The 25,209-nt window shown below is 44.9% G+C and carries 25 protein-coding genes and 1 pseudogene; 21 read left to right on the top strand and 5 right to left on the bottom strand.

Translation table 11 applies throughout. The features are described from left to right. Position 1: 1 nt before the first annotated feature. The 6 genes and pseudogenes from tnpA to FNL97_RS07510 all read left to right on the top strand — a co-directional run bounded on the left by tnpA (position 2) and on the right by FNL97_RS07510 (position 5,034). Entirely contained in the window at positions 2-217 is a 216-nt protein-coding gene (gene tnpA / locus FNL97_RS18705; protein WP_205729486.1) for an IS200/IS605 family transposase, read from the top strand. A 15-nt stretch (positions 218-232) separates the two neighbouring features. After that, the gene (locus FNL97_RS07490; protein WP_108430373.1) at positions 233-1,696 is read left to right on the top strand and encodes an RNA-guided endonuclease TnpB family protein; all 1,464 of its coding nucleotides are present in this window, start codon (positions 233-235) and stop codon (positions 1,694-1,696) included. A 267-nt stretch (positions 1,697-1,963) separates the two neighbouring features. Further along, positions 1,964-2,446, top strand: coding sequence for a GNAT family N-acetyltransferase (locus FNL97_RS07495; RefSeq protein ID WP_286173513.1), 483 nt, complete (start codon positions 1,964-1,966; stop codon positions 2,444-2,446). 434 nt (positions 2,447-2,880) lie between these two features. Further along, a pseudogene (locus tag FNL97_RS07500) lies at positions 2,881-3,830 on the top strand (IS630 family transposase). A gap of 99 nt (positions 3,831-3,929) precedes the next feature. Then, positions 3,930-4,553 carry a histidine phosphatase family protein gene (locus FNL97_RS07505; RefSeq protein WP_015864140.1) on the top strand — a complete coding sequence of 208 codons (624 nt, stop codon included), beginning with the start codon at positions 3,930-3,932 and terminating at the stop codon, positions 4,551-4,553. A 43-nt stretch (positions 4,554-4,596) separates the two neighbouring features. Next, entirely contained in the window at positions 4,597-5,034 is a 438-nt protein-coding gene (locus FNL97_RS07510; RefSeq protein ID WP_205729487.1) for a hypothetical protein, read from the top strand. A 162-nt stretch (positions 5,035-5,196) separates the two neighbouring features. Here FNL97_RS07510 and FNL97_RS07515 read toward each other — a convergent pair whose 3' ends face one another. Genes FNL97_RS07515 through FNL97_RS07525 form a run of 3 tightly spaced genes read right to left on the bottom strand, consistent with a single transcriptional unit; the run spans position 5,197 to position 7,541 of the window. Continuing rightward, positions 5,197-6,552, bottom strand: coding sequence for a nucleoside recognition domain-containing protein (locus tag FNL97_RS07515; protein ID WP_172713594.1), 1,356 nt, complete (start codon positions 6,550-6,552; stop codon positions 5,197-5,199). A gap of 7 nt (positions 6,553-6,559) precedes the next feature. Further along, entirely contained in the window at positions 6,560-7,294 is a 735-nt protein-coding gene (locus FNL97_RS07520) for a FeoB small GTPase domain-containing protein (RefSeq protein ID WP_062677948.1), read from the bottom strand. Continuing rightward, a complete protein-coding gene (locus tag FNL97_RS07525) occupies positions 7,281-7,541 on the bottom strand; it encodes a FeoA family protein (protein ID WP_062677947.1) in 261 nt (86 codons plus the stop codon). Before FNL97_RS07525 ends, FNL97_RS07520 begins: the two co-directional genes overlap by 14 nt. 268 nt (positions 7,542-7,809) lie before the next feature. On the opposite strand from FNL97_RS07525, the gene FNL97_RS07530 reads away from it, so the two are divergent. The 10 genes from FNL97_RS07530 to FNL97_RS07575 all read left to right on the top strand — a co-directional run bounded on the left by FNL97_RS07530 (position 7,810) and on the right by FNL97_RS07575 (position 19,141). Further along, entirely contained in the window at positions 7,810-9,810 is a 2,001-nt protein-coding gene (locus FNL97_RS07530; RefSeq protein WP_143416298.1) for an acetoacetate--CoA ligase, read from the top strand. Positions 9,811-9,999: 189 nt separating this feature from the next. After that, complete coding sequence (locus tag FNL97_RS07535; RefSeq protein ID WP_143415321.1) at positions 10,000-10,971, top strand: iron-hydroxamate ABC transporter substrate-binding protein; 972 nt, start codon at positions 10,000-10,002, stop codon at positions 10,969-10,971. A 27-nt stretch (positions 10,972-10,998) separates the two neighbouring features. After that, entirely contained in the window at positions 10,999-12,036 is a 1,038-nt protein-coding gene (locus FNL97_RS07540) for a FecCD family ABC transporter permease (protein ID WP_286173514.1), read from the top strand. Beyond that, complete coding sequence (locus FNL97_RS07545) at positions 12,033-13,028, top strand: FecCD family ABC transporter permease (protein WP_015864132.1); 996 nt, start codon at positions 12,033-12,035, stop codon at positions 13,026-13,028. Before FNL97_RS07540 ends, FNL97_RS07545 begins: the two co-directional genes overlap by 4 nt. Before the next feature lie 112 nt (positions 13,029-13,140). Beyond that, positions 13,141-14,115, top strand: a complete 975-nt coding sequence (locus FNL97_RS07550) for an ABC transporter ATP-binding protein (protein WP_015864131.1) — start codon at positions 13,141-13,143, stop codon at positions 14,113-14,115. Then, complete coding sequence (locus tag FNL97_RS07555) at positions 14,112-14,885, top strand: ABC transporter permease (RefSeq protein WP_062677944.1); 774 nt, start codon at positions 14,112-14,114, stop codon at positions 14,883-14,885. Before FNL97_RS07550 ends, FNL97_RS07555 begins: the two co-directional genes overlap by 4 nt. A gap of 2 nt (positions 14,886-14,887) precedes the next feature. Then, entirely contained in the window at positions 14,888-15,676 is a 789-nt protein-coding gene (locus tag FNL97_RS07560) for an ABC transporter permease (RefSeq protein ID WP_015864129.1), read from the top strand. A 371-nt stretch (positions 15,677-16,047) separates the two neighbouring features. Continuing rightward, positions 16,048-17,883: a monovalent cation:proton antiporter family protein gene (locus tag FNL97_RS07565; protein WP_143415323.1), complete on the top strand. Its 1,836-nt coding sequence runs from the start codon at positions 16,048-16,050 to the stop codon at positions 17,881-17,883. 145 nt (positions 17,884-18,028) lie between these two features. Beyond that, positions 18,029-18,577: an NUDIX hydrolase gene (locus FNL97_RS07570; protein WP_286173515.1), complete on the top strand. Its 549-nt coding sequence runs from the start codon at positions 18,029-18,031 to the stop codon at positions 18,575-18,577. A 195-nt stretch (positions 18,578-18,772) separates the two neighbouring features. Next, positions 18,773-19,141 carry a Na-translocating system protein MpsC family protein gene (locus FNL97_RS07575; protein ID WP_081188889.1) on the top strand — a complete coding sequence of 123 codons (369 nt, stop codon included), beginning with the start codon at positions 18,773-18,775 and terminating at the stop codon, positions 19,139-19,141. 215 nt (positions 19,142-19,356) lie between these two features. Here FNL97_RS07575 and FNL97_RS07580 read toward each other — a convergent pair whose 3' ends face one another. Continuing rightward, the gene (locus tag FNL97_RS07580) at positions 19,357-19,770 is read right to left on the bottom strand and encodes a hypothetical protein (protein WP_143415324.1); all 414 of its coding nucleotides are present in this window, start codon (positions 19,768-19,770) and stop codon (positions 19,357-19,359) included. Between the two features lie 86 nt (positions 19,771-19,856). Here FNL97_RS07580 and FNL97_RS07585 point away from each other — a divergent pair, with 86 nt between their 5' ends. The 4 genes from FNL97_RS07585 (at position 19,857) to FNL97_RS07600 (ending at position 22,188) form a co-directional block, all read left to right on the top strand. Then, entirely contained in the window at positions 19,857-20,531 is a 675-nt protein-coding gene (locus tag FNL97_RS07585; protein WP_108430359.1) for an SOS response-associated peptidase, read from the top strand. Further along, entirely contained in the window at positions 20,528-20,923 is a 396-nt protein-coding gene (locus FNL97_RS07590; protein ID WP_143415325.1) for a thiol-disulfide oxidoreductase DCC family protein, read from the top strand. The genes FNL97_RS07585 and FNL97_RS07590 overlap by 4 nt, the downstream gene beginning before the upstream one ends. Before the next feature lie 192 nt (positions 20,924-21,115). Continuing rightward, the gene (locus FNL97_RS07595; RefSeq protein WP_143415326.1) at positions 21,116-21,760 is read left to right on the top strand and encodes a DUF4306 domain-containing protein; all 645 of its coding nucleotides are present in this window, start codon (positions 21,116-21,118) and stop codon (positions 21,758-21,760) included. Then, positions 21,760-22,188 (top strand): HIT family protein, encoded by a 429-nt coding sequence (locus tag FNL97_RS07600; RefSeq protein WP_081188885.1) that lies wholly within the window; start codon positions 21,760-21,762, stop codon positions 22,186-22,188. Before FNL97_RS07595 ends, FNL97_RS07600 begins: the two co-directional genes overlap by 1 nt. A 57-nt stretch (positions 22,189-22,245) precedes the next feature. Here the strand turns inward: FNL97_RS07600 and FNL97_RS07605 are convergent, their stop codons facing one another. Beyond that, positions 22,246-23,427, bottom strand: coding sequence for an MFS transporter (locus FNL97_RS07605; protein WP_143415328.1), 1,182 nt, complete (start codon positions 23,425-23,427; stop codon positions 22,246-22,248). A gap of 255 nt (positions 23,428-23,682) precedes the next feature. Between FNL97_RS07605 and FNL97_RS07610 the strand changes: the two genes are divergently transcribed. After that, positions 23,683-25,209, top strand: coding sequence for an NAD(P)H-hydrate dehydratase (locus tag FNL97_RS07610; RefSeq protein ID WP_143416301.1), 1,527 nt, complete (start codon positions 23,683-23,685; stop codon positions 25,207-25,209).

The following is a 25,209-nucleotide window of genomic DNA, read 5'->3' on the forward strand; positions in this document are numbered from 1 at the left end:
CATGTTCATTGGTTTATTTCCTTATGATCCAAGAATTCATATTCATGCGTTAATCCAGAAATTGAAAGGTCGAAGCAGTCGTATTTTTCGTGAAAAATATCCGCCCTTGAAAAGTCGACTGCCTTCCCTTTGGACTCGCGGCTATTTTTGCTGTACAGTTGGATGTGTTTCAGAAGAAACCGTTAGGAAATACATTGAAAATCAAAAACATGTGTAAAGGAGGTGGGTTGCATTGGCGGGAGCGAAAACACCAAGCTATGTATTGACGTTGCGGCTCCAGACAGAATCATGGCAAAAACATATCCTCGAAAAGCGGTTTGAAATCGGCCGCTGTTTGTATAACGCCTGTTTAGAGGAATGTTTGAAGCGGTACAAAAAACTCCAACATGATTCCCGCTATCAAGACCTTGCTCAACAGAAGCCCTCCAAAGAAAAAAATCGCCAACTTTCCGACCTGCGAACCGAGTACGGACTCTCCGAATATGCGATGCACGCTTTCGTTCAGCCAATGCAGCGCCACTTCCGCAAACACATGGACGCGCATACGGCGCAAAAAATCGCCACCAGAGCGTGGAAAGCGGTAGAAAGGTTCTTGTTTGGCGCTGCCAAACGGGTGTATTTTAAACGGTTCGGCGAAATGGGTTCGTTAGAGGGAAAATCGAATTCCGCAGGGATTCGCTTCAAAAGCCATGCCATCCATTGGAATGGGCTGATGATCCCTGTCATCATCCAACCAAATGATGTGTATGCCCATCTCGCCTTGCAAGACCGAATCAAGTATTGCCGCATTGTACGTAAACGGATTCGGGGGAAAGTAAAGTATTATGCCCAACTCATTTTGGAAGGGGTTCCGCCGCAAAAAATCAATCGGCAAACCGGCAAAGCCAAGCATCCCCGTGGTGAAGGAGTGGTCGGCATTGACATTGGCACGCAAACGATCGCCATTTGCGCTCCGAACGAAGTAAAATTGTTGGAACTCGCTCCAAGTGTGGATGACATCCATCCGGAAAAAAGGCGGCTGCAGCGAAAACTAGACCGGCAGCGGAGAGCAAATAATCCAAATAAGTACAACGAAGATGGAACCATCCAGCGAGGAAACAAAGAAAAGTGGGTGTGGAGCAAAAATGATATCAAAACAAAAAATCAATTAGCGGAACTGCAAAGGAAGTTAGCGGAAAAACGCAAGCAAGATCATAATAAGCTGGCAAATTGGATATTATCGTTAGGCAATGATATTAAAGTGGAAACAATGAATTATAAAGCATTGCAAGCAAGAGCGAAAGAAACAACGATGAATGAGAAAACAGGAAGGTATAATAGAAAGAAACGATTTGGTAAAAGTATAGCGAATAAAGCTCCAAGCATGTTTTTAGCCATATTAGACAGAAAATTACGGTATGACGGAAAAACGCTCAAAAAAATAGATACATTCTCTGCGAAAGCCAGCCAATATAATCATATCACGGGTGAATATGTAAAAAAGAGGTTATCCGAACGATGGAACGATATGAATGGCTGTAAAATTCAACGAGATTTATATAGTGCGTTCCTCATCATGAATGCGAAAGATCACTTAAAAGAAATCGATAGAGAAAAATGTTTTGCGACATGGGAAAGATTTAAGCGACTGCATGATAAAGAAGTAGAACGTTTAAAAAATAGTGGTAATAAATTATTAAGCAGTATGGGAATTTAAATGATGAAAAGCGTCTTGAACCGGGCGCACAGGGCGCTAAGCACCATTGAGGTGTTTGCCCATGAAAGTCTTGTGGAATGAGAGTGAGTGTCTATACGAAGGTATAGACGAAGCTCTTTAGTACACAAGAACCTGCCGACTTTAGTCGTGCAGAGGTTCAGTGATAGACGATAACGAAGACGATTGATGCCGCCAGGCAAGATCGTCTTTTTTCGTGAAGCAAAAAGGAAAACAAAGCGATCATCGAGAAGTAAAAATGGATGGCGCATGATGAAACAGAAAGGAAAGGAAGGCATGATTCAGGAAATAAACATAGAGGCAGACGAATGGGCGGAGGCGGTGCTGCTCCTTCAATTCCGTTCTTACGCTGTCGAGGCGCGGCTGATCGGATTTCCCGGCCTTCCGCCATTGCAAGATACAGTCGCAACGTTGCAGCAGTGCGGTGAACGGTTTTATGGATATATAAAGCAGGGACAACTGGCAGGAGCGATTTCCTATGAGCGGGCAGAAAAGACCGTGCACATTTGCCGCTTGATGGTGGATCCCGACTTTTTCCGGCAAGGGATCGCAAGCGCCCTGATCGAATTTGTTTGCCATAAAGAACGAGATGCGAACGAAATCATCGTTACGACAGGAAGCGCGAATATACCTGCGCTTCGTCTATATGAACGTCACGGTTTCCGCGAAGTCGAACAAATGAGGATGCCAGAAGGGATATGGATGACCAAACTCGTAAAGTGGCTGAACTGATATGAGGAAAATCATCGCGCTTGGAGGCGGCTGATTTTCTATGAAGCTGGAAAATCCGCTGTTAGATTGGTATATTTGGAGACAAGCAAAAAAGAAAATCCAAAAATTTAGCTGCCAGCTCTAAAACCAATGCGAAAGCATACCGTGTGCGCAAAACGAACAAGGAGTAGAAGAAATATATCAAAATGGGAACGATGTATTTAGGAGAAGGAGAACTATATAAATCCAGTTTGAAATTCCGACATGTTTAATCAACCTGCATCCTTGTCTATACTGCTCCTAAATGAGTAAATCAAAGGAGCGGAAGAAGAATGAGGAAAAAAGGATTACAAATTACAAACGATCATGGTTGGACGATCGAACGTCTTCAAGAACAGGAACGCAAAATGAAAAAGGCGAACATGGCAAAACGAATTGCAGTCATTCGTCTGATTATGCAAGGCTATTTGGGGATCCAAGTCGCTGAGCTCTTGAATCTCCACCGTGAGACCGTTTCGATTTACGTGCAAAAGTTTAATCAAGGTGGGATGGATGCGCTATTAGAACGTCGATACGCCCCGGGCAGAAAGCCGTATCTATCTCCAGAAGAAGAACGGGAATTAAAAAAAATGCTGGAAGAAAGCACTCCTGCCGATGAAGGATACGGCATTGAAACGGGCTGGAATACCCGGATTATTCAACATGTGTTAGAAGAGAAATTTTCTGTCGCCATGTCCCGTGGCGGTATTGGTGATATGCTTCATCGATGGGGATTTCGCTATACACGCCCTACGTATACCCTCAAACGGGCCAATCCACAAAAACAAAAAGAGTTTCAACAGGAGATGGAACTCATAAAAAAAACTTGTCCGACAACATGGTCATAATCTATGAAGATGAAAGCCATATTCGGGATTACCAAACTCTACGGGCCACATGGAGTGTGAAAGGGCGTCAAAAACAAATCCCTACGTATGGACATCACGCAACCGTTAGCTTATTAGGCGGTGTGAATATCAAAACGGGGGAATTTCACTGTATGGAAACCAATCAATGCAATGCACAGGCTTTTCTGCAATTTCTTCAATACACATTGGACCAGTATCCGGATAAACATGTCGTGATGGTCTTGGATAACGCAAAAATTCATCGTGCCAAAATTCTTCAGCCTTTTCTACATGAGCACGAAGAACGGTTGACTTTGATATTCTTACCTCCGTATTCACCGAATTTAAATTTGGTCGAACGGATTTGGGGATGGCTGAAAGAGAGCGTGATTGCCAATCGGTTTCATGCCAATCGAAAAGAGTTGCGGGAATCGATTGTTTCGTTCTTGGAGCATCTCACTCAATTTCCAGAAAAAGTGCTCCAACGCATTGGACAGATAGTTATGTCGGAAAATTAATCTGAATCTATATAGTATGAGTGAGTATTTGATAGTGAAAAAACAAAAACTGGAGCCGGCGGTGGAACAATAAGAGACAACAGGAATGGGGGAACGAGAATGGCAACGTTATATTTAACTAGACATGGAGAAACGCGATGGAACGTTGAAAAGCGGATGCAAGGGTGGCAAGATTCGCCGCTTACGGAAAAGGGGCGGCAAGACGCAATGCGGCTTGGAAAAAGATTAGAAGAGGTTGACTTGACCGCGATTTATGCCAGCACAAGCGGACGAGCGCTCGAAACCGCCCAGTTAATTCGAGGCGAGCGGCTGATTCCGATTTATACCGAAGAACAGCTGCGGGAGATTCACCTTGGCGACTGGGAAGGAAAGACCCATGAGGAAATCAAAGAATTGGATCCTATTATGTTCGACCACTTTTGGAATCATCCGCATTTATACACACCACGGCGCGGCGAGCGGTTCATCGATGTCCAAAACCGGGCGTTTGCCGCCATTGAGCGAATTATCAAACGCCACCCTGAAGGAAACATTTTAATTGTTACGCATGGGGTGGTGTTAAAGACGGTTATCGCTCGTTTCAAAAACATGCCGTTAAAAGAGCTTTGGGCTCCTCCGTATATGTATGGAACCAGCGTTACGACCGTGCAGGTAAACGATGGGAAGTTTGAATTGATTACTGAAGGCGATGTGTCGCATTTGGAAGAAGTAAGGGAAGTATGATTGACCATATCCCGCTCCTTTGTTTTCGAAAAGGAGCGGGTGTATGGTTAAATGCAGCGAAAAGACATTTTTTATCCAGCAAAATGTAATTGGAAGCGTAGTTTCCTCAGGAATAAGCAATATATTTGTTTCCGAATTGGTTCATTTATTAGGCACGATGGAAGATTATATGGAAAAAATGATTCTTTCTCTTAAACAATTAATGGCTTCTTCAGCGTTTAAAATGACCGATTGGAAACAAAACGGCCTATTTTCTGTAATTAAATTGCTTTTGAATGGTAAATTTCGTTCATTGGCCTCGACGGCAAAGAAATATATTGAGGTCAGCAAAAAAGGTGGGCGTTTACTTGATCCAATCTGGACAGATTTAGCTGAAAATTTTGTTACGTTCAAACGTTTTCTGCATTTTCTATGCGATCACGACGTGTGGAAAATACATAATTCATCATCTAACCCACGAGTATTTACATATTTTATGTAGTTATTACGTCGGAAACTGATTGAATGGAAGCGATTATCGTATTTAACGGCGAGGGGAAATTTGACAGGACGATGGGTAAACTAACTTGATTAATAGAAAACCATAAAGTTACAATCACACGCAAAAATCCCCGTTTCCTCTAAACAAGGAAACGGGGATTTTTCATACAAAGCCAAACCATTTGGCAAGTTGCGCGGTGAAAAACGTGACAGCAATAGCGATGCTTGTCGGAAGCGCAAAAGCGACAAACGTCCATTTTTTGCTTTTCGTTTCTTTGTAAATATTAACGAGCGTGGTGCCACACGGATAATGAAGCAAGGAAAACAGCATCATATTGAGCGCGGTCAGCCATGTCCAGCCGTGGTCGACGAAAATTTGTTTGAGTGAGTGCAGACCATCGACTTCCGTCAAGGAACCAGTCGATAAATACCCCATTAATAAAATCGGCAAGACGATTTCATTGGCGGGCAATCCTAAAATAAACGCCATTAAAATATAGCCATCAAGCCCAAGTGCTCGCGCGAATGGATCGAGCCAATCAGCGATATAGGCGAGGACGGTCGTATCCCCGATATGAATGTTTCCTAGTATCCATGTTAATACTCCAGCTGGAGCGGCAACCACAATGGCTCGCTTTAGCACATAAATGGATTTGTCTAATGTGGCGCGAACAATCGTATCCCATATTTTCGGGCGCCGATACGGCGGCAGTTCTAATGTGTAATGGGTGGGGATGCCGCGGAGCGCCGTTTTTGATAGCACCCATGAGACGGTAAGCGTAACGACGATGCCAAACAGCACCATCGCGACGACGACACTAGCAGTGACCAATGTTTTCCATCCGCCAGTGTAGCCTGCCGCCATAAATAAGGAAGACAGCAAGATCAATGTCGGCCACCGTCCGTTGCAAGGGACGAAATTGTTCGTCAAAATCGCCAACATTCGTTCGCGCGGCGATTCAATGATGCGCGTTGACATAATAGCCGCGGCGTTGCATCCGAATCCCATCGCCATCGTGAGCGATTGTTTTCCGTGCGCTCCCGCTTTTTTAAACAAGCGATCCATATTGAAAGCGACACGCGGGAGATATCCATAGTTTTCTAGCAATGCAAAAATTGGAAAGAAAATCGCCATCGGCGGAAGCATCACGCTGACGACCCAAGCAGTGCCTCGATATAACCCTAACACAAGCAACCCGTGCAGCCAGTCAGGGGCATGCAGCGCTTGAAAGAAAAGGGTAAGATATCCTTCAAGCCATCCGAAAAAGTCTGCTAACATGCCAGATGGAATATTCGCACCGGCAATCGTGATATAAATAACGACCGCAAGCATCGCAAGCATGATCGGAAATCCCCATAATTTTGAAGTAAAAATGCGGTCTAGCTTTTCCGTTTCGTATTGTTTTGCTTGATTCGTATAGGTGACCGTTTCATTGCAAATCGCTTGGGAGGTGCGAAAAATAGCCGATACGATTTGTTCGCGCGTATCCGCAGGCGCCAGTGCTCGCGCTTCATTCATCAGCTCTTCAAACGGACTTTGCGGTATCGTGGCATGCATATATAGACACCTCCTTTACGGATGGAAGCGGTTGTTGTTGGAGAGCCTGAAGCAAAGACATATCTCCGTCAAGCAATCGAAGCGCGACCCAGCGGGCAGGATACGCATCGCCAATAACCTCTTTCACGCGTGGAATGAGCTTTTCGATGCATTGTTCAATTTCTGGACTGTACCGGACGGCAATCGGGTTTGTTTTGATTTTTCCGCGCACCATCGAATCGATTGTCTTTAATAACGTGTCGATTCCTTCTTTATTGCGCGCGGAAATCGGAACGACCGGCACTCCTAATGTTGCCGCTAGTTTCTCGGTATCGATGCGGATTCCTTTCTTTTTCGCTTCGTCCATTAGGTTCACACAGACGATGACGCTGCTTGTCATCTCTAACACTTGCAAAGCAAGATTTAAATTTCGTTCCAAAGCGGTAGCATCGAGTACCACTATCGTAACATCGGGTTTTTCAAAAATAATAAAATCTCGCGCCACTTCTTCATCCGCCGAATTCGAATAAAGCGAATAGGTTCCGGGCAAATCGATCATTTTATAGCGGTTGTTATTGTACGTAAAAAATCCTTCCGCATGAACGACCGTTTTTCCCGGCCAATTTCCGGTATGCTGTCGCAATCCGGTCAAAACGTTAAACAATGTGCTTTTTCCTGTGTTCGGATTTCCCGCAAGTGCGATTGTATATTCATTTGTGGACATCGCGTATCCTCTCCCCATAAATATGGTCACTTTCTTCTTTCCGCAATGCAATCGTTGTGTTGCTGACACGATATGCGGTTGGGTCTCCCAGTGGGCTTTTTTGCAGAACGCTTATTTCGCATCCTGGGACAAATCCTAAGTCAAGCAATCTTCGTTTCATTGTTCCATCTTGTATGTCAAGCTTCACAATACGGAAACGTTCTCCTTCTTCTGCCTCGGATAAACGTTGCAATTTTACTGAAGGCATAATAGTTTCCTCCTTATCAATAAATTGCGTTAAGGTTATAATTTTGCACCAAACCAAATTTTATTTTTTATCTTATTCCGCCTTCTTTGTTTTGTCAATCATTTTGTTTTTTGGTTTTACGACGAATTTTTTCATTATCTTCACACAGTCCGTTTTCTGCTTTTGTATTCTCAATAATAGGAAAAGATGATATTATATAAATAGTCTAAATTTTCAATCGAAAATAGGTGGGAGAGGGGTGAATTCTGCGTTTTTTGCGCAGATGAATATGAAAGCGATTACGGATGGGGCGGTATTATGGACGCCGACAGAGGAACATATTCAACGATCGAATATTAAGCGCTATATGAATTGGTTAAAGGAAAAAAAGGGTCTGTCATTTGAAACACATCGACAATTATGGAATTGGTCCGTTGAACAGCTAGAAGAATTTTGGGAATCGGTGTGGGAGTATTGCGAGGTGAAATCGGCGACTCCTTACCGTTGCGTTTTAGAAGAGCGGAAAATGCCGGGAGCGAAATGGTTTCCAGGCGCGACATTGAACTACGCGGAGCATGTATTTCGAAACGAGCGATCCGACCGCCCGGCACTTCTTTTCCGTTCCGAGCGCGTGCCTTATCGTGAAGTGGCTTGGAAAGAGCTGAAAGAAAAAACGGCGGCGGTCGCAAACGCGCTCAAAAAAATCGGAGTCAAACCGGGAGACCGAGTTGTGGCATATATGCCAAACATTCCGGAAACCGTCATCGCTTTCTTAGCGTGCGCCAGCATTGGGGCGATTTGGTCGAGCTGTTCACCGGATTTTGGCGCAAGCAGCGTCATTGACCGATTCCAGCAAATTGAACCGGTTGTGCTTTTTGCGATTGACGGATGCCAATATGGCGGCAAAGAGTTTGATAAACGTCCGATTGTCGACGAATTGCGGGAAAAATTGCCGTCGCTCAAAAAAACGATTTTGCTTTCATATTTGCGGGAAGACGTACAAGCACCGGATGATTCCGTTTTATTATGGGATGATATCATTCGGGAAAAAGCGGAACTTACTTATGAATACGTTCCGTTTGACCATCCGCTTTGGATTTTGTATTCCTCCGGTACAACAGGCTTGCCGAAGCCAATCGTTCAAGGGCATGGCGGCATTTTGCTCGAACATTTAAAATCGCTATTGATTGAAGAAAATTTGACAAAGGAAAGCACATTTTTCTGGTTTACGACAACGGGATGGATGATGTGGAATTTTCTCATCGGCGGATTGTTAGTTGGAGCGTCGGTCGTGCTTTATGACGGGAGTCCGACGTATCCGGATGGAAACGTGTTATGGGAGCTGGCGGAAAAGGCGCGCATTACCCATTTCGGAACAAGCGCAGCGTTTATTAACGTTTGTATAAAGCTTGGCATTAAGCCAAAAGAATTGTACGATTTTTCCGATTTGCAAGCCGTTCTTTCAACAGGTTCGCCGCTGACGACGGAAGGATTTGCTTGGGTATACGAAAACGTGAAAGACGATATTTGCCTAGTTTCGTGCAGCGGCGGGACGGACGTATGCACCGCTTTCGTTGCCGGTTCGCCAATCTTGCCGGTTCGTGCGGGGATCATCCAATGCCGTTCGTTAGGGGCAAACGTACAGGCATTTGATGAAAATGGAAATCGCTTAATTAATGAAGTGGGAGAGCTAGTCATTACCGACCCAATGCCATCGATGCCGCTGTTTTTCTGGAATGATCCAAATTACGAGCGATATTTGGACAGCTATTTCGATACGTATCCAGGAATTTGGAAGCACGGGGATTGGATTAAAATCGACGAAGAAGGCGGCTGCGTCATTTACGGGCGTTCTGATTCGACGATTAATCGCGCCGGCGTCCGCATGGGAACGAGTGAAATTTACCGCGCTGTCGAATCACTCGATGAAGTGCTCGAAAGTTTGATCATCGATTTAGAACTGATGGGAAGAAAATCGTTTATGCCGTTGTTTGTCGTGCTTCAGCCAGGAACATCATTAGATGAGGAGCTAAAGGAGAAAATCAAAAACGAAATTCGCCAAAAAGTATCGCCGCGCTTTGTCCCAGATGAAATTTACCAAGTCGAGCAAATTCCAAAAACATTAAACGGAAAGAAAATGGAAATTCCAATTCGCAAGCTGCTGCTCGGATTCCCGCTCGAAAAAGCGGTCAATCCTGGATCGATGGCGAATCCGGAGGCGCTACAGTTTTTTATTGAATTATCAAAGCAGTTAGCAAACAGTAAACAGGATAGTTTATCTAATCATTAATCGTATTTCGCAAAGGGCTGAGCCAAAGAGTTTTGGACCAGCCCTTTCTGTTTGGTTGGAAAAGTAGTTTAAGAGTTCTGGATTGTGTAAATAGAATGCTAGTTCATGTTGTTGGTTGACAGTTATAACGAAAATGATTATCATTTTTATTGGTTGTGGTTTTCATTATCTTTAGAGGGGGACAACGAGATGTTGACGAGAAAAAGAAGTATCGTATTCATGCTGATCCTGGTTCTCGTTCTCGCAATGATGAGCGCTTGCGGGAATCAGAAAGACAATACAGCATCGGAAAAGGAACCCAAGACAGAAGAGAATGCAACGAAAACATTTACGATGGCGAACGGGAAAAAAGTCGAAATTCCCGCTCATCCAAAACGGGTGGTAATGCCATATGAATTTTTAGGAAACGCGCTGGCGCTTGGGGTGAAACCAGTCGGTGTCACGCAGGCAGTTATGGAGAACCCGTACATAAAAGAACAAGCAAAAGGGATTGAAAACGTCGGCAATCCGATTTCCCTAGAAAAAGTTGTTGAATTAAATCCAGATTTAATTATTGTATATTTAGAAGACCAATACAAACAGCTATCGAAAATCGCTCCGACTGTTTTCATTCCTTTTGGCCATTATAAAAACATCCAAGAAGAAATGCGGGTATTTGGCGAGCTTTTTGGCAAGCAAAAGGAAGCGGAGCAATGGATTCAACAATTTGATAAGAAGGCGGCAGCCGCCCGTGAAAAAATTAAAGGCGTCATCGGCGAAAATGAGACCGTTGGCATTTATAAACTGCAAGGAAAAAATTTTTATGCCATCGGCGACAATTTTGGCCATGCCGGTCAAATTATTTATAACGCTTTGCAGCTGACACCGCCAGAAAAAATTAAACAAGAAGTGATTCAAGGTCCGCAATGGAAATTGATTTCGTTAGAGGCGTTGCCTGACTATGCCGCTGATCACATGTTTTGGACGGTATATAAAATGGACGGAACCGAACAGGCGGAAAAAGAGCTGAAAAACAGCGCGATTTGGAAAAACTTAAATGCGGTGAAAAACCATCATGTTTACGAAATGAAGATCGAAGACATTTGGTTTTCTGATGCCATTTCACTTGAACATCAGCTCGACCTTGTTGTCGATACATTGCTTTCTGCAAATCAAAAGTAGGGTGGAATGATGGTAAGGAGAGGAAAGATGGAAATAGAGAAAAGAGAGAAACATATAAAACGATCATCGCGTTCGTGGGCGGCAATATTGGTGCTAGTCGTTGGACTAAGCGCCATTCTTTTTAGCATCGCCCTGTCCATTTCGGTCGGTGCGGCGGATATCCGTTTAACGACAGTATGGGATGCAGTTTTTCATTACGATTCGCGGCAAACCGCCCATGCAATTATCCGCGATTTGCGCCTTCCTCGTTCCCTTGCGGATGTGCTTGTCGGAGCTAGTTTTGCGGTGGCGGGCGCCATCATGCAAGGAATGACGAGAAATCCGCTTGCTGATGCGGGGTTGTTAGGATTGAATGCCGGTTCGACATTGATGGTAGCAATTTGTTTTGCGTTTTTTCCTGGACTTTCTTATCAATCACTCATCATATGGTCGTTTTTCGGAGCGGCGGCGGCAGCCGGGATGGTGTATGGAGTCAGTGCGCTCTCAAGAGGCGGCGTTACTCCGATTCGCCTCGTGTTGGCGGGCGCGGCGGTAAGCGCATTGTTTACCTCGCTTAGTGAAGGAATCGCCATTCATTTTCAGCTTAGTCAAGAATTGGCGTTTTGGTATGCCGGCGGTGTCGCCGGGGTGAAGTGGAGCCAGCTGAAGCTTTTGGCGCCGTGGATTGTTGCGGCCTTAGTCGCAGCATTATTATTGTCTCGGTCCATTACTATATTGAGTTTCGGGGAGGAAGTTGCGACCGGATTAGGTCAGAAAACAAAGATCGTCAAACTAATGGGAGCGATGATCGTGCTTGTGCTTGCCGGCGGCGCAGTGTCCGCAGTCGGCCCAATCGGGTTTGTCGGTCTTGTCGTTCCGCATCTGGCCCGCTTTTTTGTTGGCGTCGATTATCGTTTAGTTATTCCATGTTCCGCGGTGCTCGGCAGTTTGTTGATGCTTTGGGCGGACATCGGTGCTAGAATGATTCATCCGCCATATGAAACGCCGATTGGCGTGTTGTTCGCTTTAATTGGTGTGCCGTTTTTCCTTTATGTCTCCCGCAAGCGGAAGGGGGAATTTGCATGAAACGCCGCGCTATTGTTATTACTGCCCTTTTTTTTCTTTTGCTTTTGGTGGTTATCATCAGTCTGAATACCGGAGCAAGCAAAATGTCTCCATTAGAAGTGGCAAAAACGCTTGCTGGCATGGGGACAGCGAAGCAGGAGTTAATTTTATTTGAATTTCGTCTTCCCCGCATGTTGATTGCGATACTAGCAGGGGCTGGGCTGGCGTTGTCCGGATGCATTATACAGACGATATCGCGCAATCCGCTTGCCGACCCTGGTCTTTTAGGCATTTCGACCGGAGCGGGTGTAATGGTCGTATTATATCTTTCGTTGTTTCCAACGGGTACGGATGCCCCTGCATTATTTCTTCCTTTTCTTGCTTTTATTGGAGGTGCGTTGGCGGCGGCGCTTGTGTTTGGCTTGTCCTATGAAAAACAAGAAGGGCTGCTTCCGGGACGTCTCGTTTTAACGGGAGTGGCGGTCGCTGCTGGATTAAGTGCGCTCATGACGGTGCTGTCGCTTCGGCTTAGCAGAGAACTGTATCAATTTGCGGCAGTTTGGCTGACGGGAAGCATTTGGGGGGCGTCATGGGAATATGTATGGGCGCTTTTGCCGTGGATTCTCGTGTTGTTTGTCTTCGTTTATTACAAAGCGCGCGTGCTTGACGCGTTATCATTTGACGAAGCCACCGCAACAGGACTCGGCGTTTCAGTGGCAAAAGAACAAATTCAATTATTGGTGGCAGCTGTCGCATTAGCGGCCGCTTCGGTATCCATCAGCGGAGGCATCGGTTTTATCGGGTTAATTGCCCCACATTTGGCACGAAGATTAATCGGCGTACATCATGTCTATGTACTGCCGGCGTCCGCATTGCTTGGCGCTTGTTTGCTGCTGGGGGCGGATACGGTCGGACGAGCAATTTTGCAGCCATCGGAAATTCATGCAGGCATCGTTGTCGCCATCATTGGGGCGCCATATTTTTTATATGTATTGGCGCGTTCTGCACGTTAAAGGCAGGCTTCAAAACGAAGCCTGCTTTTTTGTTTGCGTATTTCTAATTGCTTAATATATATAAAAATAATGTAAGGACAAAACTTCTTGGCATCAGTTGGAGGAAAAAACGATGATTCACGTTAAGCATTTACATAAATCATTTCGCGTGCATGTCCGGCAAGCGGGCTGGCTGGAGTCGGTCCGCAGCTTGTGGAACCGCAAATATCGGATTGTAGAAGCGGTCAAAGATATTTCGTTTACGATTCAAAAAGGAGAGATTGTTGGGTTTCTAGGTCCGAATGGGGCGGGAAAGACGACGACGATGAAAATGCTCGCGGGACTCCTTCACCCTACATCGGGAGAAATTACGGTTGGCGGCTTTGTGCCATTTGAACAAAAAGCGGAATTTAAAAAGATGATGAGTTTAGTGATGGGGCAAAAAAGTCAGCTTATTTGGGATATCCCGCCGATGGAAACATTTTTGGTGAACAAAGCGATTTATGAGATTGACGATCGAACATTTCGGCAAACATTAGACGAATTAGTGGAATTGTTGGAGTTAGAGCCACTGCTAGACAAACCGACGCGCAATTTGTCGCTCGGGCAACGGATGCGCTGTGAACTTGCAGCGGCGTTGCTGCATCGTCCGCAAGTATTGTTTTTAGACGAGCCGACCATTGGTCTTGATGTCCATACACAGGAAAAGGTGCGCCGTTTTATCGTTGATTACAATCGCGAGCATGAAACGACGATTTTGCTGACGTCGCATTATATGGGGGATGTGACGGCACTGTGCGACCGCGTCATGATTATCAATTACGGAAAGCTGATTTATGATGGGGAGCTGACGGTGCTGACGGAGAAACTCGCTCCATACAAGCGGCTTGAAGTTCGCTTTGCCAAACTTCCGGACGTGCGCTGGGAAGATTACGGAGAGGTTGTGGAAATCGAAGACGGAAATGTGGCATTGCGGGTGGCGCGGGAAAAAGTGGCAGAAGTGTCGGCGCACTTTTTGCAGCATTTCCACGTGCATGATATTAACATTCAAGACCCGCCGATGGAAGAAGTGATTACGCGCGCGTTTCAGGAGGGATTGAATGCATGATTCGTAAATACATTGCCCTTCTGCGCATGAAGTATGTCGAAATGTTAGCCTATCGCCTCGCAACAATTGTTTGGATGACAGGAGCGATTGTCCAGCCGCTCATTACGATGGTCGTCTGGATGAATATCGACCCGTCCCAATCGGACGCGTTCATTTTTTATTTTATGGCCGTTATTTTCGTAGAGCGCATGACGAGCGCGTGGGACGTTTGGGAACTCGACCATGAGATTCGCGATGGGACATTTTCCAACTATATTATTCGCCCGCTCCATCCGATTCATTGGGCCATTGCGGAAAACATCGTTTATAAAGTGTTGTTTCTCGTCATATTAGTGCCGATATGGACGGTGGCAGCGCTGTTTGTGCCCGCGCTTCGCTTTGACATGACAGGCGGACAGGCGCTTCTGTTTTTGACGGCGGTGCTAGTTGGCGCGGCGCTTCGCTTTTTGCTCAGTTATGCTTGCGGCCTGCTTGGTTTTTGGATTACGAAAGTAACGGCAGTATATAGTTTGCTCGAAGTGATTTCTTTGTTTTTGTCAGGGCGGATTGCGCCGTTGTCGATGTTGCCGCCGCTATTGCAGCAGTGGAGCGTCTTTTTGCCGTTTCGCTATATGATTGGCTTTCCGATTGACATTATTACAGGAGCGATAAATCAAAAAGAAATAATGACCGGTTTTTGGATTGCGTTCATTTGGGTTGTTTTGTTTATTATTGCCGTGCAATGGTTATGGAAAGCGGGATTAAAGAAAAATCAAGCGGTAGGTGGGTAAAAATGCGGAGATATGCGCGGATTTTTCGCGAATTTTTCCGAACGTGTTTCGTCGAAGAACTGGAATATCGAAGCGAGTTTCTTGGCAATTTGCTGTCCAGCTTTTTTGGAATAGGGATTGCGATTTTAACGGTAAATATCTTTTTTTACCAAACTGATCAATTAGCGGGCTGGACATATGCTGATGTGCTTGTCTTGCTTGGCGTCTTTAATACGCTCAGAGGGCTGATTGATTTTGCGCTTCGCCCGAATATGCCGCGCTTATTAGAACATGTCCGAAAAGGGACGTTGGACTATATTTTAACAAAACCAGTCGACAGCATGTTTTATGTCAGCTTTCGTCACTTAGTATTTTGGCGGCTGATTGATGTTTTGCTTGGTCTTGGTGTTATTGGCTATGGATTAGTAGAAAAGCATTATATTCCGTCACTAGTGGATGTGGCCGTTTTTATCATGACGATCGCTGCTTCATTTGTGTTAATTTATTCGTTATGGATGATGTTGATGACGACATCGTTTTGGGTCATCCGCATTGATGATTTATCGTTTATTTTTGATTCGTTTTTTGAAACAGCAAGATTTCCGATCGGCATGTACCGCGGCTGGGTGCGCATCGTGCTGACATATGTACTGCCTGCCGCAGTAATCACGAACATGCCTGCATTGTCGCTGTTAGGAAAGTGGAACATTGTTACCGCGCTGATATCCGTTGTGCTCGCTGGCGTCTTTTTATGGCTGTCGCGCCGCTTTTGGCGTTTTGCGCTTCGCTTTTATACGAGCGCGAGCAGTTAAGGAGGGAAGCCCTCCGTTTAGATTGACAGCAAGTAAAAAAGGGTTACAGACATTCGTCTGTAACCCTTTTTGTCAACAGTCTGAAAACAGAGCCGTTTATTATGGCTCTGTTTTATTTTTTATTGTTATCATCAAGTTATTATTGCCGCGTAAGGAAACATGTTTGATTAACAAGAATTGATTCTCATCCAAAAAAACGTGTTGAACTGCAATATAGAGGCGGTGTGATTGCACCATGGTATCGAAAAGTGGTCGGTGCAATCGATGGGAACCAAGGCTAATCTACGACCTCAAGATTTTTTAGTTGCCAAATCCACTCATATCGGATAATATCTAAAGTCTAAAGAAGAAGTTTTGGAAAGGGGAATTTCATGGCGGAACATTCATCCATCACCTCTTTATTAATTGTAGTAGTCGTCGCATTTTTGACGCCAATTTTATTGCATCGTTTACGGCTGCAGGCGATCCCGGTTGTTGTGGCGGAAATTATCGCAGGCATTATGATCGGTAAGACAGGATTTGATATTGTAAAACCTGATATGTGGATTGAAACATTATCGACATTAGGATTTTTGTTTTTAATGTTTTTAAGCGGCTTGGAGATTGACTTTTCCGCGTTTGCGCGCAAACCGAAAGCGAGCAAGAAAGAGAAGGAGCCGAATCCATTTATCGCCGCGTCGATCATCTTTATGGCGATATTCATTTTATCGTACGGACTTTCTTATTTGTTTGTTTTAACCGGATTTATGGATAACGCGTTTTTAATGACGTTGATTATTTCGACGATTTCTCTCGGCGTCGTTGTTCCAACGTTAAAAGATGCCAATTTAATGAAAACGACGATTGGTCAAACGATCTTGTTAGTCGCGGTCATTGCTGATTTGGTGACGATGATTTTGTTGGCCGTATTTGTTTCCATGAATGAGCCAGATCATGGAAGTACATGGCTGCTTCTTGGGTTGTTTGCCTTCGGTGTTCTCTTCTATTTTATTGGTAAATATTTCAAAAAACGTTCATTTGTTGAAACAATGGCAAAAGGAACAGTACAAATCGGCACACGCGCGGTATTTACGCTCATCATTGTGCTCGTCGCTTTATCGGAAACGTTTGGCGCGGAAAATATTTTAGGGGCGTTTTTAGCGGGCGTGCTCGTTTCGCTATTGTCGCCGAACAAAGATTTAGTGCATAAATTAGATTCATTTGGATATGGGTTTTTCATTCCCATCTTTTTCGTGATGGTTGGAGTGAATTTAGACTTACGCGCATTGTTGGCAGAACCGAAAATTTTAACGCTTCTTCCGCTTTTACTGCTTGCGCTCGTTGTTTCCAAACTGATACCTGTTTCAATTTTAAAAATTTGGTATGATACGAAAACAACGATCGCGTCGGGGTTTTTGCTCGTGTCTACGTTGTCGCTTGTCATCGCGGCAGCGACGATCGCGGAACGCATTAACGTTATCGATGAGAACATGAAAGGCGCGCTGATTTTAGTGGCTGTTATATCCAGTATCGTTTCACCGATTGTCTTCAAAAAGCTGTACGCAAAGCCGGACGATAACGAGAAAAAAATAAACATTTCGTTTGTTGGCACCAACCAATTTACGCTGTCAGTCGCAAGGGTATTAAACGAACAGCGCTACGATGTAACGCTATATCATATTCGGCAAGAAAAAATGGAGCTGTCCGTTTCCGATCACGTTTTTCCGATTGTCGATATCGAAGACTATTCGCTAGAAACGCTTGAAAAACACGGAGCGTTTACGGCGGACATTTTAGTTGTGCTGACAGGAAACGAAGAGATTAACGCAAGTGTCGCATTAGCCGCGAAAGAACGTGGAATCGAGCGGGTGATTGCTTTGGCGGAAACACCGAAGCAGGTCGAACGGCTGAAAGCAGAAGGAATCGAAATCATGTCCGCCTTATTATCGACAACGGCGATGCTGCAAGCGTTCATCGAATCACCAAGAGTGGCGCGGATGTTTATAAACAAGGATGCGACATTGCATGAAATTACGATGAATAACAATGAATATGATGGAATCCCGCTTCGCCGCTTTCCGTTTATGGGAGATTGCATTATCGTACGGATCTTCCGTGAAAATGAATCGATTGTCCCACATGGGGATACAAAGCTGCATAAGGGCGATCGCCTAATTGTCACCGGATCAAATGAGTATGTTGCCGAGCTTAGGGAGCTGTTGGAATAGTAGAGCATCTGTTACGAGAGATCGACTGACAATGAGATATAGAAAATGAATACAATGTTCCTCGCTTAGCCAATATGGTGGAGCGGGGATTTATTTGCAGGGTGAATTTTTACTATTCTTAAAATATAATAAGGCGGGAAGAGGAATGGAACTACAGCTAGAACCGCGCAGACGGACGTGGAAATGGCGGCTTTCGGCACTGATAAAAAGTTTTGAATGTATCCGGGTGAATATGCGGAGAAAGTATTGGCATTTTTGCAGCAATTGCGGAAGGAGAGCGACAATGAAGCGAGTTGATGTGGTGTATGTGCTTCTATACAATGAAGTGGAACAAAAGGTATTAATGGTGTACAACAAACGAGGAACATGGTCGCTTCCTGGCGGGGGAGTGGAGAAAGGAGAAACGTTGTGGGAAGCGGCGATTCGCGAGGTAAAAGAGGAAACGGGATATGACGTGGATGTTCATGATATCATTGCCCTTAATGAAGCGTTTATGGACGGTAATCATGTCTTTTTTATTACGTTTCGTGGAACGATTGTTCATGCGCCTGTGGTAATAAGTAAGGATGAAAACATCATAGACGTTCAATGGGTGGACATCGAAACAGCAGAACAACGGATGCCGTATCATCCAAATGGGATTCGCGCTTTTCTCCGGCCAACAAGCGGTGCACAATATACGATTCAACAGTAAGTAAAATAAGTTCAATAAAACTTTTTCTTGACATGAAAAATATATGGATGATTATAATAGTGAATAAATTATGCCGTTCATTGATAGATAGCCAAATTGCTAGAATGACAGTGCAGTTTGGTTATAGCCGATCGGGATGTTTCACTAAAAATAGTGGGCATGCCGTTTTTTTATGGAAAAGGGGGGAACTAAGACATGCCAGTATCAAAAGGAGAAATGGAAGATCAAATTAGCCGCGCGCTTACGCAATGGGAAAAAGAATATTTAGGACGGGGGTCCGTTGCTGTTAAGACCGATATCGTTCGTAACATTATTCTCATTCAATTAAAAGGAATTTTAACGCCGGCGGAAAAAAACTTAGCAAGCACGAAGGATGGATTATTGTCAATCAAGCGCATTCGCGCGGATTTAATTGAATCGGGCAGCGACCAGCTAAAAAAAATGATTTCAGAAATTACCGGAAAAGATGTCATCAGCATGCACACCGACATCAGCACCCGTACCGGGGAGCGAGTGATTGTTTTTTTATTAAACGAGAATTTAGAGGAAGAGCTGCGGAAATAACGATTTGGTGGTGATGAACTGGAGACATTTTTCAGCCATCGAAAAATGTCTCCGGTTTTTATATCTTTTGTAGAATCGTTATAGCAACAGAGGCTAAAATGAAATAAGGAACTGTTTTAAATGAAAGAATTGCTTGTGTCCATTCCGCCGTTTTGAAAAAAGTAAACATTATACATGAAAGCAGCCATGAATCCCTTTCATATCAACATAAAACACTACGGTGCAAACGGGAAAAAGAAGAAAGCGACAAAAAATAACATGATGTAAACTGCGGCGACATAAATGAGCGTAAAGAAGAAGGCGAAAACAAACAGCCATACCCGCGCTTCAGAAGGTGCTTCCATTGTTTTTTGGATAAAGCGAAACAAAATAAGCAGAAGCAATGAAAGGGCAAATACGAGATATGACGGAACAGCCCATTTTCCTAACGAAATTGAACCACCAGCGTTTCGCCATTCCAAGCGGCTGAGATGGAAAAAGCCAGTTTGATAGCGAATCCATAACGAACCGATAATAAATATAGCGACCAAAACAGCAAACGTGCCGCCAATCCATCGTCTTTGCGTCGATGTTGTCCCTCGCAACAAAAGCATCACAACACCAAAGTACCCAAGTGCAACGAGTTCCATGCATATAACTCCTTTTTTAGATTATAATTCTACTTATATGAAGGAAATTCCTTTTTTATCCGTCTAAGGATAGGAGGAGATTTTTCATGTGTGGACGATTTTCATTAACAGTTGGAATCGAGCAATTGCAATCGCTTTTTGGTTTTGGCTATAGCGAAAACATCGCTCCTCGTTTTAACATTGCCCCAAGCCAACAGGTGCTAACCGTTGTGGAAGAGGATGGAGTGCGAATTGGGAAGATGATGAAATGGGGGCTCGTGCCGTCTTGGGCGAACGATCCGAAAATCGGCTGGAAGATGATCAACGCCAGGGCGGAAACCGTCGATGAAAAAGCCAGCTTTCGCCGTGCGCTCAAGCAGCGGCGCTGTTTGATTTTAGCGGACGGATTTTATGAATGGAAAAAAGAAGGAGAGAAAAAAATTCCATATCGCTTTACATTGCAAAACGAGCAGCCATTTGCGTTTGCAGGTTTGTGGGAGACATGGGACAAACAGGGCGAAACGCTGTATACGTGTACGATTATTACAACAAAAGCGAACGAATTGGTAGGTACGATTCATGATCGCATGCCCGTGATTTTGCCGCAAGAGTGGCATGACGCATGGCTAGACACGAAGTTAGAGGATACTGATTATATCAAATCGCTATTGCAGCCGTATCCTGCCGAAGAGATGAAAATGTACGAAGTGTCAACGATCGTTAATTCTCCGAAAAACGATGTCGCTGATTGCATAAAGCCAGTAAATGGGGGAGAAACATGAATCCAATTGTATTGTTTGATGACATTTGCTCGCTGTGCAATGCAAGCGTGCAGTTTATTATCGTGCGTGATCCACATGCCGTATTTCGCTTTGCTTCTTTGCAAAGTGAAACAGGCGCGGCGCTGCGGGAAAAGTTTGGTGTTCCCGAGGTGGACAGTCTCGTGTTGCTCGAAGATGGCCGCTATTATATGAAATCAAGTGCCGCTCTCCGCATTTGCCGGCGGCTTGCCGGCGCTTGGAAACTGTTTTATATATTTTGGCTTGTTCCAAAGCCGCTGCGCGATTATGTATATGATTTTGTCGCCAAGCATCGGTATGAATGGTTCGGAAAGCGCGATCATTGCCTGATGCCCACTCCCGACATCCGCACGCGGTTTCTCGATGATGATTGATGACAAGCGCGATTGTTGAATGACGCATTTGTAAGAGAATTAGCTTGGCACAAACAGACACAATAAAATAGGACTGCCCTCTCTCTTTTTTTGCAAAAAATGTTGACAATCGAGGGAAAATCCTCATATTATATGAGTAAATAGTGTAAAATTACACTAAAAGGGAAATTTGGTATAAAAGGGGTGGTGGTTTTGAAGTACGGATGGTGGATTTGGGGGTTCAGCCTTCCTGTCTTTTTAGTGACGTATGTGTATTCATTCTTTCTTGCCAGCAAAATTGCCTATGAATCCCAGACGGATTGCCGACCAAAATTTATTTTTACTCCGAAAGATGTGGAATATTGCAGCGATATTTACCCCATCGATGTTTTTCTCATCTCGTTAAAGACATACCCGCTTTCCTACCTTTGTATTGCATCAGGAATGTTCTTCATTCTGCATCCACTGTATCAGCTTTATAAAAAAAAGCTTTCATATAAAACGGTATATTTGGCACTGTCATGGATTCCTGTCCCGTTTCTCTTTCATTTTTTCGAATATAATCAATATATTTCGATGCGTTCGTCTGCATCCCCTGTGATTGTATTATGTGTCGCTATTATCATTGTAGGAGGCCTATCCACACAAGCGAACTGGAAAACGTTTTTCCTGATGAACGGAATCGCTGCGGTTTTGACATTGTGTCTTGCGTCGCTTGCGGTCCCGAATGATCTGCATTGGTTTAAGCCTGTTACGAGAAATGTAGCTATGGTGTTTACAGCGATTGTGTATACACTTGGCCAGCTTGTCGTGCACTTCCTTGTCAGGGGCGTCATCACGCTAGTAAAGAGGGGATAATGGTGGATTGTTTAGGATGCCGGATTGCGCATGGATTAGAACCAACATATATCATATATGATGATGAGCTAGTCACTTGTGTGCTCGATATTGATCCATTCAACGAAGGGCATATGCTTATTTTACCTAAGCAACATATTCGGGAATTGGAGGAAATGGATGAGGAGCTGTCGCTGCATGTGATGAAAACATCGCAATTATGTGCAAACGTGCTAAAACAACGGTATGGGGCGGACGGCATTACTATTTGCCAAAATGGCGGTGTGTTTAACGATTTGGGGCATTATCATATGCATGTTATTCCTCGGTTTATCGGGGACGGATTTACATGGAGCGAGTCGCAGTTCGATACAGGAGCGAAGCAGCGGCTTGCCGAAACAGCCGCTAATCTGAAAATCTATTTTCATCGCGTTTTAGGAAAGTCCTAATCAAGAAAAGAGAGAAGGAAATTGCGTCTCCTCTCTCTTATGTGGTAATCGTGGGAATTACTCGAGCTGCTTTTGAGCATAACCAATAAGTGGAAAGCTTAATAGCAATAAAGTTACGATAAATGCGATGACGCCAAGCCAATGAAAGTGGGTCCAAAAATAGCCGCCAGCTGTGCCAGCGAGGCTGGAGCCTAAATAATAGAATAAGAGATAAAGAGAAGAGGCTTGCGCTTTATTTACGTTTGCACGTTCGCCAATCCAGGCGCTCGCGATGGAATGGCAGCCGAAAAAGCCAAAGGTAAATAACGAAAGCCCGATGATGTTGACAACAATAGACGGAACGAGTGTAACGACCGCACCAAGCACGGTCAATGCCACCGAAATGCTTAACACCAGCGCATGGCCGTGTAAATCGGCTTTTCTTCCCATATAAACCGAACTGAAACTGCCAAATATGTATACGATAAAAAGAAACCCGAGAACGGACTGGCTGAACGAATATGGCGGTTCGCTCAATAAAAAGCCGATATAGTTATACAGCGTCACAAATCCGCCCATAAATAAAAAGCCAAGTGCAATGAGAGCCATTAGCGGTTTATTGCGCAAATGAACGGCATACGCCTGCAGTGCGGTTTTGCCATTGAGCGGTTTTTTTATTGAATGTCGAGGCGTCGGGAGAATGAAAGCAAAAATCATGCTTAATAGAAGAGAAATTGCTCCAATGGAAAATAGCGCCGTCCGCCACGAAAACAAATCGGTCAGCACGCCTGTTACAATACGTCCAGCCATACCGCCGATGCTCGTTCCACTAATATAGAGACCCATCACTTTTCCAATCCCAGCCGGATGAAATTCCTCAGCGACGTAAGCCATGGCCAGTGACGGGATGCCCGCGGCCGTCATGCCAAGAAACGTGCGCGCAAGGACAAGGGAAAGAAAATTAGGGCTAAACGCCATGGCCATCGCTAATATCGATGTCAACAGCATGGACATCATCATCACATTCTTTTTGCCGATGCGGTCGGATAAACTGGCCGCTATGAGCATCATTACCGCCAACGTTCCGGTAGACGCGGAAACCGTTAAGCTGGCGGACGCCGCAGAAACATGAAACTCTTTTGAGAAAATCGGCAACAGCGGCTGCGTCGTGTATAAAATCGCAAAGGTGACAAACCCGCCGAAAAATAGCGCCAAACTTGCTTTTATGTATTCGGCGCTGCCTTTTTGGATGTACGTCAATGTTCTCGCCTCTTTTGTTTCGTGTATTGCTATAGTTTTACTATAACTCTTTTATATAATATAAGGAAGATATTCTGAAATGCCAAAGAGATAGAGGATTTAAAATTGCGAAAACAAACACGCCGCAATCAGACGGTATGTTTGCATCATTGCTGCGGTTTTCTTTCCAGCATCTATGAAAACATTTTTACAGGTGTTTTTCTCTTTCATGGAGAACAAGTTAATGAATACATATTTATAGATGAGGTGAGCATGATGCATATCGTTACAGCCGCAGAAATGTACGAAATCGACCGTGATACAATTGAACAAATCGGCATCAGCGCCGATTCCTTGATGGAAAACGCCGGGCAGGCGCTGTTTCATGTGCTGCGCGAACGCATTCCGCATTCGGCGCTTGTGGCGGTGCTAGCGGGAACAGGCAATAACGGCGGTGACGGATTTGTTGTTGCAAGAATGTTGAAAAGCTGTGGTTATAACGTGGATTTATGGCTTATTCCGCCGAAAGAAAAGATCAAAGGTGCAGCAAAGACAGCGCTAACTACTTATGAGCGTTCGGGATATGACATCAAAGAATATATCGGAAATGAACAATACTTTGCCGAACAGGTTCGTCATTATGATGTAATCATTGATGCGCTTCTTGGGATCGGCATTCAGGGGGCCGTCCGTTCTCCGTACAAAGAGATTATCGAACTTGTCAATCGTTCTAACGCAATCGTCTATGCCGTTGATATTCCGAGTGGAACTCCAGCGGACGGAGGAGAGGTCGAAACTGCCGTTCGCGCTGATATCACGATTACGATTCAATGTCCAAAACTAGGGGCGTATACGTTCCCTACAGCAGACTATTACGGCGAACTGCTCCTTGTCGATATCGGCATTCCACCGATTGCCGTGAAGCGGAATGCTGCTCCTCGCTTTGTCTGGAAAGAGGACGATGTCATACGGACATTGCCAAAACGAAACCGGTCGTCCCATAAAGGAACGCATGGAAAGTTGTTGGTTGTTGGCGGTTCTCGCTCGATGACAGGTGCGATTACGTTAACGGCAAAAGCCGCACTGCGAAGCGGTGCGGGATTATTGACAATGGCAGTGCCGGATGACATTTATTCCGTTGTCGCCAATCGCGTTCCGGAAGCGATGTACTATCCGTGCCCGGCGCGAGACGGAGCGTTTTCCGGCGCCGTGGATGTATCGGCGCTCGATATCGAAGCGATCGCGATTGGCCCGGGGCTTGGCCGTACGGATGGCGTCCGCAACCTTGTTTCCGCCATCGTGCAGCAGGAAGTGCCGATTGTTATCGATGCCGACGCCCTCTTTTTCTGGAACGAGTATGCTTCACTCGTTCGCGAACGGAAGGATGCGACCGTTGTTACTCCGCACCCTGGAGAAATGGCGCGCATGCTTGATCTGTCTATCGATGAAGTTGAACGCGACCGGTTTGGCATTTCGAAGCAGCTGGCAACGGAGTATGGCATCTATGTGGTGTTGAAAGGGCCTTATACGATTGTCACAGCACCAGACGGCTCGCAATACGTCAACACAACCGGGAATCCCGCCTTGGCAAAAGGCGGAAGCGGCGACGTGCTGACAGGAATGATTGCCGCGTTTCTCATGCAGCATCACTCCGCACAAGCAGCCATTAGCAACGCCGTTTGGGTTCATGGAAAAGCCGCTGATATGCTTGTAGAACGCGGTCATTCACAATGGGACGTGCTTGCTGGCGATTTGATTGAAGCAATTCCAGCGGTGCTTTCGTATGTGCAGGAAAAACAATAG

The sequence above is a fragment of the Geobacillus sp. E263 genome (assembly GCF_007197795.1).
GTDB classification, from domain to species: domain Bacteria; phylum Bacillota; class Bacilli; order Bacillales; family Anoxybacillaceae; genus Parageobacillus_B; species Parageobacillus_B toebii.